Genomic DNA, 15098 nt, shown 5'->3' with positions numbered 1-15098 from the left:
GCCGCGCCTGCCACCGGAGAACACCATGCACCAACAAGAACAAGCCCGGCCGGACGCCGCCGGATTTCCCCTGACCGCCACCCAGCGCGCGCTGCTGCAGGAGGCGGCCCCGACGTTGCACCTGCGCCTGGGCCTGCCTGCCGGCATCGGCGCGGCCCAGTTGCCGGCATTGCTGGAGCGGCTGGCGCTGCGCCACGAGATCCTGCGCTGCCGCTTGCGCCAGGTGCCGGGCTACCGCGAATGGCGGCTGGTCGACGCGGGCTCCGCGGTGGACTGCGTGCTCATTGCCCATGACGACTATGCGGCGATTGCCGCCTGGCGCGCGCAGCAGTTCGGCCGGCCGGACGCCGCCCTGTGGCGCGCGGCAGGCATACAGGGCGAGGCCGGCGGGCAGGGCGACGAACTGTGGCTGGCATGCTCGCCGCTGGTCGCCGATTACGGCAGCTTGGCGACGCTGGTAGGCGAGCTGCCGTCGGCAGGCCTCGCTGACCAGCCGTTGCAGTTCGGCGCCTTCAGCAACTGGCTCGACGAACTGGCCAACGGCGCCGACAACCGCGACGCCGCCGTGGCCGGGCAGGCCTATTGGCAGGCGCAGGCGCGGCAAGCCGACGATACGCTCCCGTTGCCGGCCAGCCGCCGCCAGGGCGCCTCCCGGGAGCCCCGCGTCGAGTTGTTCGAATGTCCGCTGGACACGCCACTGGCGCAGGCGCTGCCGGCTGCCCCGCAGGCCGCGGCCGAGGTCTTGCATGCGGTCTGGCTGGCCCTGCTGGCGCGCCTGTCGGCCGCGTTCGGCGAGGAACAGCCGCGCGTGCTGGCCAGCGGCTGGCTGCACGATTGCCGCGCCGACGAACACCTGCGGGAAATGCTGGCCGGCGCGGTCGGCCGCTTCGAACGGGTGTCGCCCTTGCGGCTGGCGTTTCCGTTTCAGGCGGGCTTGCGCCAATGGCGCGCGCAGCTGGAGCAGGCGCTGCGCATGCACCGCGAACAACAGGAATACCAGGACGGCGGCGTCGCGCCGTCGGTGCTGTTCGGCTGGCGCGACGAGGTGGACGCGCCGGCCGGCTGGCGCGTGCTGGAGTTGCCCGGTCCGCCGCCGGGCGCCGAACTGGCCTTGCTGGCCCGGCGTCGCGGGCAGGGCTGGCGCCTGGCCTGGCATTTCGACGGGCAACGCTACAGCCGCGCGGAGATCGCCGTGCTGGCCGGCCAATACCGCCAACTGCTGGCGCGCGCGCTGGCCGTGCCCGAGCAGCCGCTGTCCTCGCTGCCGCTGCATGCCGATTCGCTGGCGCCGGCCACGCTGGGCGCGGTGGCGTCGAGCATGCCGGCCGTGACGGTGCCGCAGCTAATCGCCGCGCGCGCGGCGGCGCATCCGGATGCGCCGGCGCTGGTCGCCGTCGGCGAGTCGCTGGACTACGCCGAACTCGCGCAGCGCGTGGATCGCCTGGCGCACGCCATGCGCGCGCGCGGCGTGGCGCCGGGCGACACGGTGGCGCTGCAATTGCCGCGCTCCATCGCGCTGGTGCTGGCCTTGCTGGCGACGTGGCGTTGCGGCGCCGCCTACCTGCCGCTGGAGAGCGATGGCCCGGCCACGCGCCGCAACGAGATCCTGCAGGCAGCACGCGCCAGCTTGCTAGTGCTGCCGGCAGGCGAATCCGCCGACGAATTGCCGGGCCGTTGCGCCGCGGCGGCCTGGGACGAATTGGCCGCCGATAGCGTGGAATCGTCGTCGGCCTTGCCGGGCAGCCGCATGGAGGACGCGGCCTATGTGCTGTTCACCTCCGGCTCGACCGGCGCGCCCAAGGGCGTGGTGATCGGCCATGCGCAACTGGCCGCCTACGTGCAGGGCGTGACCCGGGCCCTGCGCCTGGACGGCTGCCGCCGCTGGGCGCTGACCGGCACGGTGGCCGCCGATCTCGGCAACACCGCGCTGTTCGGGGCGTTGGCCAATGGCGCCTGCCTGCATGTGGCGAGCCCGGACGACATGCGCGACGGCCGGCGCTTCGCCGCCTTCATGCGCGCGCAGGAAATCGATGCGCTCAAGATCGTGCCCTCGCACTTGGACGCCTTGCTGGATACGCCGGCGCCGGCCTTGCCGGCGATCCTGGTGCTGGGCGGCGAAGCCACGCCGGCCGCGCTGCTGGCGCGCATCCGCGCGCTGGCGCCGCAATGCCGGGTGTTCAACCACTACGGCCCGACCGAGTGCACGGTCGGCGTGCTGGTGCACCGCGCCGAGGACGAAGCCGGGGACAGCCTGCCGCTCACCGAGGCCTTGCCGCACGCTTATGCGCGCGTGCTGGACGCCCGGATGCGGCCCACGCCGCAGGGCGCCATCGGCCAGTTGTGGCTGGGCGGCGCCCAGGTGGCGCGCGGCTACCTGGATGCGCAACAGGACGACGGGGCCTTCATCGACGATCCCTGGCAGCCGGGCCGGCGCCTGTACCGCAGCGGCGACCTGGCCGTGCTCTTGCCGCAGGGCGGGGTGCGGTTGGCCGGACGCGCCGACCACCAGTTGAAAGTGCGGGGTTTCCGCATCGAACCGGGCGAGATCGAAGCGGCCTTGCGGCGCCAGCCCGGCGTGCGCCAGGCGCTGGCGCTGGCCGCGCCGGACGGTGCGCTGGCGGTCTGCGTGGCCGCCGACGATGCGCAGGCCATCCCCGCCTGGCGCGCCGCATTGGCCGATGCCTTGCCGGCGCAGATGCAACCCTCGCGCTGGCTGGTGCTGTCCGAGCTGCCGCGTCTGGGCAACGGCAAGGTTGACCGCAAGGCTTTGCTGGACAAGCTCGGCCGGCAGGATGCGAGCGCGCCGGTTATCGCCGAAAAGGCCCGGGGCGCCTTGCCCGCGCTGCTGGCCGAACAGATGGCGCAATTGCTGGAACGCCCGGCCATCGGCGCCGACGAGGATTTCTTCGAGCTGGGTGCGCATTCGCTGCTGGTGATCAAGCTGGTGGCGCGCATCCGCCAGAGCCTGGCGCTGGAAGTGGCGCCGGCCCTGGTGTTCGATCATCCCAGCGCCACCGCGTTGGCGGCGGCGCTGCAGGTTGCCGCCGCCGACGCCGATGCGCTGGAACGGCTGGCGCAACGCCGCAGAGCGCCTGAAAAGGTATTTGAGCAACCTCGGACGGGGTCGTAAACAGGTTCTTACTGCCTGACCATCACGTTCCAACACCTCCATTCCAATCATGAACGACATGCCCCGCAACAACCAGGACCTGGCGCCGCAAGCACCGGCGCCTGTGGGCGCCACGCAGGCGCCGCTATCCTATTCGCAACAGCAGCTGTGGTTCCTGCAGCAGTACGAGCCCGGCCTGACGGCCTACAACCTGACGCGCGCCTTCCGCCTCACTGGCGAGCTCGAACGTGCGGCGCTGTCCGCCGCCATCGACGCGCTGCAGGCGCGCCACGCCATCTTGCGCACGCGTTTCGCCGAGACCGACGGCCTGCCGTACCAGGAGGTGCTGCCGCCGTTCCCGGTGGACATGGCCTGGATTGATCTGCGCGCGCTGCCGCCGCAGCAGCGCGAGCAGCGCCTGCAGGAGGAGCTGCAAGCCGCCGCCGCGCATGTATTCGACCTCGGCAGCGCCGGCCAGCTGGACGTGCGCCTGATCGCGCTGGCGCCTCAGGAACACGTGCTGGCTATCGGCATGCACCACATCGTTTCCGACGCCTGGTCCAATCCGCTGGTGATCCGCGACCTGGCCGAAGCCTATCGCCAGGCGCGCCGGGATGGACGGGCGCAGCTGCCGGCGCTGCCGATGCAGTACGCCGACTACGCGCACTGGCAGCGCGGGCGCGTGCAGGGGCCCTGGCTGGCCGATCAACTTCGTCATTGGGACGGCTACCTGGGACCGTCCAACAGCGCCTTGGACCTGCCCACCGACCGCCCGCGTCCGGCACGCCAGAGCTTCCGCGGCGCGGTTCACGCTTTCGCGCTGGACGACGCGCTGGCGCAGGAAATGCAGGCCTTCTGCCGGGCCCAGCATTGCACGCCGTTCGTGGCGCTGATGGCGGCCTGGCAACTGCTGCTGGGGCGTTACAGCGGTCAGGCCGACTTCCTGGTCGGCGCTCCCAACGCCGGGCGCAACCATGCCGAGCTGCAGGACCTGGTGGGCTTTTTCGTGACCACCCAGCTGTACCGCGCACGGCTTGCGCCCGAGATGAGCGTGCGTGAACTGGTGCGCCAGGTGCGCGGCGACATGCTGGCCGCGCTGGAACACGGCGACCTGCCGTTCGAAGCCTTGCTGGAACATCGCAAGGTGGAGCGCGATCCCGGCCGCAATCCGCTGTTCCAGGTGATGTTCGGCCTGCAGATGGTGGGCGAGGGCGGCGCCGTGCTGTCCTTCGACGGCATCGAAACGGCGCCGGTGGCGCTGGCGCAGCGCAGCGCCAAGTTCGACCTGTCGCTGGATGTGAAGGTAATCAAGGGCGCGGTGCAATGCCAGCTGGAATACGCCAGCGACCTGTTCGACGCCGCCACCATCGAGGCCATGGCCGGCCATTACCGCAACATATTGCGCGCCTTCGCGCGCACGCCGCAGGCGCAGGTCTCGCAGATCGCGCTGCTGGATGATGATGAACAAGCCCGGCTGCGAAGCTGGGGCGACCCGCGGCGGTGCGACGCACTGCCGCCCGGCACCAACCTGGCGGCCCTGATCGAGGCGCAGGCCGCCGCGATCCCCGAGGCCGTGGCCGTGGTGTGCAAACAGCGGCAACTGAGCTATGCGCAACTCAACGCCGCCGCCAACCGCCTGGCGCATCGCCTGCTGGAACAGGGCGTGCGCCCTGAAGACAGGATAGGCCTCGCCGCCCCGCGCTCCCTCGAGATGATCGTCGGCATGCTGGCCATCCTCAAGGCCGGCGCGGCCTACGTGCCGCTGGACCCGGACTATCCGTCCGAGCGCCTGGCCTACATGGTGCAGGATGCCGGCGTCACGCTCGCGCTGACCGCCGGCGACGCCGCGCAGGCCTTGCCGGCAACCGGCCTGCGCAGCGTGCCGATCGCCCCGGCCCTGGCCGGCGACGGCGCGCCCGCGCACAACCCCGGCGTACCGTTGCAGCCGGACAACCTGGCCTATATCATCTACACCTCCGGCTCCACCGGCCGTCCCAAGGGCGCCCAGCTCACGCACGCCAACGTGCTGCGGCTGCTGCGCCAGAGCGCCGACTGGTTCGCCTTCGGGCGCGAAGACGTGTGGACCATGTTCCACTCCTACGCCTTCGACTTCTCGGTGTGGGAGATCTTCGGCGCGCTGTGCTACGGCGGCCGCCTGGTGGTGGTGCCGTTCGCGGTCAGCCGCTCGCCGGAAGACTTCCTGGCGCTGCTGTGCGAGCAGCGGGTCACCGTACTCAACCAGACGCCGTCGGCGTTCCGCCAGTTGCTGCAACTGCCGCAGTTGCAGCAGATGCAGCCCGCCGGTTTGCCCTTGCGCGCCATCATCTTCGGCGGCGAGGCGCTGGAGCCGGAAATGCTGCGTCCCTGGATCGCGCAGTTCGGCGACGACCGCCCGGCGCTGATCAACATGTACGGCATCACCGAGACCACCGTGCACGTAACCTATCGCCGCATCCTGCGCGGCGACCTGGAGGCGGCCCGCAGCCCGATCGGCACGGCCATCCCCGACCTCGGCCTGTACGTGCTGGACGAGCGCCTGAACCTGGCGCCCCCGGGCGTGCCCGGCGAACTCTACGTCAGCGGCGCGGGCCTGGCGCGAGGCTACCTGAACCGGGCCGCGCTGTCGGCCGAGCGCTTCGTCGCCAATCCGTTCGCCCGCGCGGGCGAGGAAGGCGGCCGCCTGTACCGCACCGGCGACCTGGTACGCTGGCGCCACGACGGCCAGATGGATTACTTGGGACGCATCGACCAGCAGGTCAAGATACGGGGCTTTCGCATCGAGTTGGGCGAGATCGAGGCCCAATTGCTGGCGCAGCCCGACGTCGGCGCGGCCACCGTCATGGTGCGCCAGGACGGCGCCGCGTCGCGCCTGGTCGGCTACCTGTCGCCGCGCGCCGGCGCAACGCCCGATGTCGTATCCTTGCGCGCCGCGCTGGCCGCGACCTTGCCCGATTACATGGTGCCGGCCGCGCTGGTGCTGCTGCCGTCGCTGCCGCTGAACATCAACGGCAAGGTCGACCGCAAGGCGCTGCCTGCGCCGGAGATGGCCGCCCGCGCCGAATACGCGGCCCCGCAGGGCGAGCTGGAGGCGCAACTGGCGGCCATCTGGTCCGAGGTGCTCAAGGGCGGCCCGGTGGGACGCCACGATAACTTCTTCGAGCTGGGCGGCGATTCCATCCTGAGCCTGCAGATCGTTTCACGCACGCGCCGCGCCGGCATCGCCATCACGGCGCGCCAGATGTTCGAGCGCCAGACGGTGGCGGAACTGGCCGCCGTGGCGGTGCGCGAAGGCGCCGCGGCCGCGCCGGTGCGCGCTGCCACCGCGCAGGCCGGGCAGGAATGCCGCCTGTTGCCGATCCAGCAGGACTTCTTCGACGCCGACGTTCCCAATCGCGCGCACTGGAACCAGTCGCTGCTGCTGCACAGCGACGCGCCCATCGACGTCGCACCGCTGGCGGCGGCGCTGCATGCGCTGATGCAAGCCCATCCGGCGCTGGCCATGCGCTACGAGCGCCACGGCGACGGCTGGCGCCAGCTGTATGGCGCGCTACCCGCCGCGCAAACGATCCGGGAACGCCTGCTGACGGCTCGCGCCGACGACGCCGATCAACTGCTGGCGCTGTGCGAAAGCGCGCAGCGCAGCCTGGACCTGGAGCGGGGCCTGGTGCTGCGGGTGGCCGTGGCGGACATGGGCAAAGCCGGCTGGCGCCTGCTGCTGGTGGCGCATCACCTGGTGATCGACGGCGTTTCCTGGCGTGTGCTGCTGGAAGACCTGCAGCACGCCTACGCGCAGGCCTGCGCCGCGCCGCAGACGGCGCCGCGGCTGGCGGGCGAAGGTGCGACCGTCGGCGAGTGGAGCGAGGCACTGGCGGCCCATGCGCCCGTCGCCGCTCGGCGCATGCCGTATTGGCTGGCGCTGGAAAGCACACCGGTGCAGTTGCCGGGCGACCCGGCGCTGGCGGCCGACGACCACGAAACGCCGCGCCTGGCCGACCAGCAAAGCGTGCTGCTGCGCCTGACGCCCGCGCTGACCCAGGCCGTCATCAAGGACGCGCACGGCGCCTGGCGCACCCAGGTCAACGACCTGCTGTTGGCGGCGCTGGCGCGCGCGCTGGCTGCCTGGGGCGCGCCGCAGCGATTGCTGGTGGATCTTGAAGGCCACGGCCGCGAAGAACTGGCCGAGGCTGCCGGGCCCGACCTGTCGCGCACGCTGGGCTGGTTCACCTCGGTGTTCCCGCTGGCGCTGGACGCCGCGGGCACGCCGCTGGAGACGCTGCTGCGCACCAAGGAAAGCCTGCGCGCGCTGCCCAGCAAGGGATTGGATTTCGGCGTGCTGCGCCGCTTCGGCAGCGCCCGGGAATGCGCCGCGCTGGCCGCCTTGCCGCGCGCCCAGGTGGCGTTCAACTACCTGGGCCAGTTCCAGTCCGGCGAAGAGGGTGGCTGGCGCCTGGCGGCCGAATCCACAGGCGCTCCGATGGATCCGCAGGCCGCCATGCGCCACGCGCTGACGGTCAACGGCCAGGTGCATGAGGGCGTGCTGCAGCTACGCTTCAACTATTGCGGCAAGCGCCATGGCCGCGCCATGGTGGAGGTGCTGGCCGCCCACCTGCAGGCGCAGCTGGAGCAACTCGTCGTACTGTGCGCCGCTCATGCCGGCGGCCTGACGCCGTCCGACCTGCCGCTGGCGGCGCTGACTCAGGCCCAGCTCGACGCCTTGCCGCTGGAGCCGCGCAACGTCGACGACCTGTATCCGCTTTCGCCGATGCAGGGCGGCATGCTGTTCCATAGCGTCTACGAGCCCGGCGGCAGCGCCTACCTCAACCAGTTGCGAGTGGACATCGACGGCCTGGACGCCGCACGCTTCGAACAGGCCTGGCAAGACACGGCCGCCGCCCACGACGTCCTGCGCACCGGCTTCCTGCACCAGCCGCGGCCGCTGCAATGGGTGGCGCGCCGCATCGCCTCGCCGCTGTTGCAACTGGATTGGCGCGACACCGCGGCCGCCGGGCACGCCCTGGGGGGCGAGCTCGATGCGCTGGCCCAGCGCCAGTTGGCGCAAGGCTTCGACCTGGCGGCGCCGCCACTGATGCGTCTGGTGCTGGTGCGCACCGGCGCGCAGCGCCATCACCTGATCTGGACCGTGCACCACCTGCTGCTGGACGGTTGGAGCACCTCGATGCTGCTGGGCGAAGTGCTGCGCCGCTACGCGCAGGGAGCCGCCGCCGGCCAGGCCAGGCCGGCGCTGCGCTACCGCGACTACATCGGCTGGTTGCAGGGCCGCGACCAGGAAGGCGCACGCGCCTTCTGGAAAACCCAACTGGCGCGCCTGCAGCAGCCGACCCGCCTGGCCGACGCCATGCCGCGTCCGGCCGGGGCCGGCGGCGGCCACGGCGAACACCGCGTGCTGCTGGACGCCGCTGCCGCCACACGCCTGAACGAGGCCGCACGCACCCAACGCATCACCCTCAACACGCTGGTGCAGGCCGCCTGGGCGCTGCTGCTGCAACGCTATACCTGCGCCGCCGACGACCAGGGCGTGGCTTTCGGCGCCACCGTGGCAGGGCGTCCGGCGGAACTGGGCGGCGTGGAGCAATTGCTGGGCCTGTTCATCAACACTTTGCCGGTGATCGTGGCCACGCCGCCGGGGCAGAGCGCCGGCGACTGGATGCGCGCGCTGCAGGCGCAGAACCTGCAGGCGCGCGAGTACGAACACACCCCGCTGTACGACATCCAGCGCTGGTCGGGGCAGGGCGCGCAGGCGCTGTTCGACAGCATCTTGGTGTTCGAGAACTATCCGGTGGACGCCACCCTGAGCCAGGGCGCGCCGGAGGGGTTGGCGTTCTCCGCTGTGCGGCATCGGGAGGAAACCAACTATCCGATGACCGTGGTAGTCAACGCCGGCGATACGCTGCAATTGCAGCTGCGCTACGCCCGCGCCGATTTCGCCCACGAGATGGTGGAGCGCATCGGCGCCCACCTGCGGCACCTCCTGCAGGCGCTGGCCGCGCAGCCGCAGCAGCCGATCGGCAGCGTGGGCCTGCTGTCATCCGATGAGCTGGCGCCGTGGCGGGACGCCGGCGTGAACCGCGAGCGCCATGCCTACGAGCTGCCGGTGCATCGCCTGATCGAACGCCAGGCGGCGGCCACGCCCACAGCGCAGGCGCTTGTCTTTGGCGACACGGTGCTGGACTATCGCAGCCTCAACGAGGAAGCCAACCGCCTGGCGCACCGCCTGCTGGCCGAGGGCGCGGGGCCGGAGCGCATCGTCGGCGTGGCCGCGCGGCGCGCGCCGGAGATGGTGGTGGCGCTGCTGGCCGTGCTCAAGGCCGGCGCCGCCTACCTGCCGCTGGATCCCGACCTGCCGCCGGCGCGCCTGGCCGACATGATGGCCGACAGCGGCCTGGCGCTGCTGCTGACGCAGGCCGCGCTGCGCGCCGAACTGGCGCCGCCGCCCGGCGTGCGGGTGCTGGCGCTGGATGCGCCGGGCCGGCCGTGGCGCGAGGGCATGCCGACCCATGATCCCGGCATCGAAGTCGCGCCCGACGGGCTGGCCTACGTCATCTACACCTCCGGCTCCACCGGCAAGCCCAAGGGCGCCGGCAATCGCCATGTGTCGCTGCACAACCGGCTGGCGTGGATGCAGGAAGCCTATCCCATCGGCCCCGGCAATACCGTGCTGCAAAAGACGCCGTTCGGCTTCGACGTTTCGGTGTGGGAGTTCTTCTGGCCGCTGATGAGCGGCGCCCGGCTGGCGCTGGCGGCGCCCGACGAGCATCGCGACCCGGCGTTGCTGGCCGCGCGCATCCGCCGCCATGAGGTGGATACGCTGCATTTCGTGCCGTCGATGCTGCAGGCCTTCGTGGCCCATCCGGCCAGCGCGCAATGCGCCAGCCTGCGTCAGGTGATCTGCAGCGGCGAGGCCTTGCCGGCCGAGCTGCAGGAACAGGCTTTCGCACGCCTGCCCCGGATCGCCCTGCACAACCTGTATGGCCCCACCGAGGCGGCGATCGACGTCACGCACTGGACCTGCCGCCCGGGCGAGCGCAGCGTGCCGATCGGACGGCCGATCTCGCACACCGCGGCCTATGTGCTGGACGGCGGTCTCAACGCGCTGCCGCATGGCATCGCCGGCGAGCTCTACCTGGGCGGCATCGGCCTGGCGCGCGGCTACCTGGGACGGCCCGGCCTGTCGGCCGAGCGTTTCGTGGCCGATCCCTTCGCCGCCGACGGCAGCCGCATGTACCGCACCGGCGACCTGGTGCGCCGCCGCGCCGACGGCGAGATCGAATACCTGGGCCGCACCGACCATCAGGTCAAGATCCGCGGCCTGCGCATCGAACTGGGCGAGATCGAGGCGCAATTGCTGGCCCAGCCGGGCGTGGCCGGCGCGGTCGTCATCGCATTGGCCGAAGCGGGCCGCCCGGCGCGGCTGGTGGGCTATGCGGCCGATCCGGACGGCGCGCTGGACGCCGACGCCTTGCGTGCGGCCCTGCTGCAAAACCTGCCCGACTACATGGTGCCGCAGCGCCTGGTGCTGCTGCCGGCGCTGCCGCTGAACGCCAACGGCAAGGTCGACCGCAAGGCCTTGCCGCGTCCCGACCTCAACCAACAGGCCGGGCACGAACCGCCGCAGGGCGGGACCGAAACCCTGCTGGCGGCGATCTGGGCCGAAGTGCTGCGGCTGGAGCGGGTCGGCCGCCACGACAACTTCTTCGAGCTGGGCGGCGATTCCATCCTCAGCCTGCAGATCGTGGCGCGCGCCCATGAGCGCGGAATGCCGCTGACGCCGCGCCAGTTGTTCCAGAGCCAGACGGTGGCCGAACTGGCGCTGCAGTGCGGGCCGGCGCAAGCGACTGCGCCGACGGTCGCAACTGCCGCCGCAGCGGCGGCCGGGCGGCTGGAGGACTACCTCAGCGCCACGCAACTGGAACAACTGGCCCCGGACGCCGCGCTGGACGATGTCTATCCGCTGTCGCCGATGCAGCAAGGCATGCTGTTCCACACCATGGAGAGCCCCGGCTCGGGCCTGTATGTGAATCAGCTCAGCGTGAGCGTGGACGGCCTGGACGAGGCGCGCTTCGCGCAAGCCTGGCAGACCGTGCTGGCGCGCCATCCGGTGATGCGCACGGGATTTCTGTGGCAGGCCGGCTATGCGCAACCGCTGCAGGCGGTATGGCGCGAACTGGACTTCGGCATCGAGGTGCACGACTGGAGCGAACGCGCCGCTGGAGACGGCCTGCAAGAGGCGATCGCCGCTTTCGCCGCCGCCGACCTGGCGCGCGGCTTCGACCTGCAGCAACCGCCGCTGGTGCGCGCGACGCTGCTGCGCCTGGGGCCGGGGCGCCACCACCTGGTCTGGACCATGCACCACATCCTGCTGGATGGCTGGAGCACTGCGGCACTGATGCAGGAACTGATGCTGGCCTACGGCGGCCAACCGCTGCCGGCGCCGGGACCGGCCTATGCCGACTACATCCGCTGGCTGGCCGCGCTCGACCCGCAGGCCGCGCAGCGTTACTGGACGCGCGCGCTGCAAGCGCTGGACGGTCCCAGCCTGCTGGCCGAGGGCGTGCGCCCGGATCCGGCGCGGCACGGTTTCGGCAAGATCTACGGGCATTGCGACGCCGCCGCCACGCGGCGCCTGGAGCAGTTCGCGCGCAGCCAGCGCGTAACCCTCAACACCCTGGTGCAGGGCGCGTGGTCGCTGGCGCTGGCGCGCCGCAAGCGCAGCGCAACGGTCGTTTTCGGGGCCACCGTATCGGGCCGGCCCGCGAGCCTGCCGGATGTGGAAAAGAGCCTGGGCCTGTTCATCAACACCATTCCCATCGTGGTCGAGGTCGATGGCCGCCGCCGGGTGGGCGACTGGCTGCGCGCGCTGCAGCAGGCCAACATCGACAGTCGCGAGCACGAGCACACGCCGCTGTACGACATCCAGCGCTGGAGCGGCATGGCCGGGCGCGCGCTGTTCGACAGCATCATCGTGTTCGAGAATTTCCCCATCGCCCGCTCGCTGGAGGCGCGCGAGAACGCCGGGCTGCGCTTCGGCCAGGCCCAGGGCGAAGGCCTGACCGGCTTCGCGATGGATCTGCAGGTGGTGGCGCGCGAGACGCTGGACATCGAGTTCTGCTACGACCGCCGCCTGTTCGGCGACGCCGAGGTGGAGGCCCTGCGCGAGCAGGTCATGCTCAATCTCGAGCAATTGAGCGCCGGCGGTGAACGCGCGCTGGGCGAACTGGCGCGGCTGTCGCCGGCGGCGCTCGATGCGGTACTGGCGCTGGGGCGCGGCGAGCGGGACTACCCGTGCGCAACGCCGGCGCACTTGCTCATCGCGCGCCGCGCGGCGCAGACGCCGGATGCCGTCGCGCTGGCGCTGGACGAGCACAGCATGACCTATGGCGAGCTCAACCGGCGCGCCAACCGGCTGGCGCATCACCTGATCTCGCTGGGCGTGGGCGCCGAGCAGCGCGTGGGGGTGGCGGTGGAGCGTTCGTTCGACATGCTGGTCGGCCTGCTGGCGGTGATGAAGGCCGGCGCCGCCTACGTGCCGCTGGACCTGGACTATCCGCCCGAGCGGCTGGCCTACATGGTTGGCGACAGCAGCATCCGCGTGTTGCTGACGCATGAGCGCGGACGCCGGCTGTTGGCGCCGCAGGACAACTCCGGGCTGCTTTGCCTGGCGCTGGACGACGCCGCCTTCGCCGCGCATCTGGCCGGCTTGCCCGGGCACGATCCGGCCGTGGTCGTGGCGCCGCAGCAGATGGCGTATGTGATCTATACCTCGGGCTCGACCGGTCGCCCCAAGGGCGTTGCCGTCAGCCACGGGCCGCTGGCGATGCATTGCCAGGCCACCGCCGAACTCTACGAGATGACGCCGCGCTGGCGCGAGCTGCAGTTCATGTCCTTCTCTTTCGACGGTGCGCACGAGCGCTGGATCACCACGCTTATCAGCGGCGCCGCGCTGGTGCTGCGCGGCCCGGAGATGTGGAGCATCGAGCAGAGCTGGCAGGCGCTGCACCGCCAGCGGGTGACCAACGCGGTGTTCCCGCCGGCCTACCTGGGCCAGTTGGCGCAGTGGGGCGAAGAGCATGGCGAGGCGCCGCCGCTGGAGCTGTACGTCTTCGGCGGCGAGGCCATGCCCCGCGCCTCGTTCGAGCGGGTGCGCCGCCACTTGGCGCCGCGCCTGCTGATCAACGGCTACGGCCCGACCGAGACGGTGGTGACACCGCTGATCTGGAAGGGCGCTGGGGTGGCGGACGTCGATGTCGACGGCCCCTTCGTGCCGATCGGCAAACCGGTGGGGCGGCGCAACGCCTATATCCTCGACGATTGCCTGCAGCCGGTGGCGCCGGGCGAGGCCGGCGAGCTCTACATCGGCGGCGAGGGGCTGGCGCGCGGTTACCTGGGGCGGCCCGGACAATCGGCCGAGCGCTTCGTGGCCGATCCCTTCGACCAGGCGGGGGCGCGCATGTATCGCACCGGCGACCTGGCGCGCTGGCTGCCGGACGGCAACGTGGAATACCTGGGACGCATCGATCATCAGGTGAAGATTCGCGGCTTTCGCATCGAGCTGGGCGAGATCGAGGCGCTGCTGCGGCGCCAGCCGGGCGTCACCGAAGCGGCGGTGGTGGTGCGCAGCGACGGCGGCGAGGACGCGGTGCGCCAGTTGGCGGCCTACGTCGGCGCGCCGCAGGCCGCGGCCGCCGGCGAGGAGGCGCAGCGCGCTTTCGCCGACAGCCTGCGCGCCGCGCTCAAGGGCGGCTTGCCGGATTACATGGTGCCGGCGCACTGCGTGCTGCTGGCGGCGCTGCCGGTGACCCACAACGGCAAGCTGGACCGCAAGGCCTTGCCTGCGCCGCAGGCCGTCCCGACGCGCGCCTACGTGGTGCCATCGACGCCGCAGGCACAGGCGTTGGCCGAGATCTGGCAGGCGGTGCTGAAGGTGGAGCGCGTCGGGCAGGAAGACAACTTCTTCGAACTCGGCGGCGACTCGCTGCTGTGCCTGCAGGTGATCGCCCGCGCGCGCGGGCAGCGCCAGTGGAACTTCAACCTCAAGCTGGCCGACCTGATGCAGCGCCCGACCATCGCCGCCTTGCTGGGCCTGGACCGGGAGCAGGCGGACGCCGCGCCCGGCCTGGTGGCCATGAATGCCGGCCCGGCCGGGGTGGCGCCGCTGTTCTGCCTGCATGCGGGCATGGGCACGGTGTTCGACTACCGGCCACTGGCCCAGGGCCTGCAGGGACGGCGCAGCGTCTACGGGCTGCCCTGCGCGATGTTGCAGGACACCGCGCAGGCCGCGCCTTCGCTGGCGCAGCTGGCCGACCGATACACGGCGCAGGTGCGGGCGGTGCAGCCGCAGGGGCCGTACCACCTGCTGGGCTGGTCGCTGGGGGCGACCTTGGCCGCGCAGGTGGCGCAACGGCTGGAGGGGCAGGGCGCGCAAGTGGCGTTCCTGGGCCTGGTCGACGGCTTCGTCCCGCTGACCGAGGACACTGACGGCCGCGACTGGCTGGACGACCTGCAGGACTTCGCCGGGGTGATGCTGCCGGCGGCTTGGGACGGCGCGGCCGAATGCAAGCGCCGCCTGGCCTTGCATGCGGTGCAGGCGCGCCAGTCGGGCGCCTTGCCGTCCGAACCGGCGGCGCAGGCGCTGCTGGCCGCCATGCTGGAAGATGCGGGCGCCTTGCCGGCATCGTTGCCGCCGGCCGGGGAACTGGCCCGTATCTTCGTGGTGGCACGCCATCTCAAGCACATCTCGGCGCAAGCGCCGGCGCTGGAGACGATCGCGGCCAGGCCGCATTACTGGTGGATCGCACGCCGCAAGCCGGCACACCGGGCCGAGCTCAAGCGCCAGCTGGGGCAGGACGGCCGGGCCGAGGTCGAACTGGACACCGACCATTTCAGCATCATGAAGGAAGCGCGCCTGCTGGCAGAGGTAGGGCAGGCGCTGGATGCACTGGATGCGCTGGCCAGGATAGGCCAGGCCTAGGAG

The 15098-nt window shown here is 71.6% G+C and carries 2 protein-coding genes; both read left to right on the top strand.

What is annotated here, in order from left to right; all coding sequences use genetic code 11:
- The first annotated feature begins 25 nt into the window (after positions 1-25).
- Positions 26-3130, top strand: coding sequence for a non-ribosomal peptide synthetase (locus AC07N6_RS07750; protein WP_494779731.1), 3105 nt, complete (start codon positions 26-28; stop codon positions 3128-3130).
- A 49-nt stretch (positions 3131-3179) separates the two neighbouring features.
- Positions 3180-15095, top strand: coding sequence for an amino acid adenylation domain-containing protein (locus AC07N6_RS07745; RefSeq protein ID WP_494779730.1), 11916 nt, complete (start codon positions 3180-3182; stop codon positions 15093-15095).
- Positions 15096-15098 lie beyond the last annotated feature (3 nt).

Source organism: Herbaspirillum sp. GW821-FHT09A12 (assembly GCF_059418325.1).
Note: the sequence above shows the minus strand (reverse complement) of the source record. Positions and strands in the feature narration are given on the sequence as shown.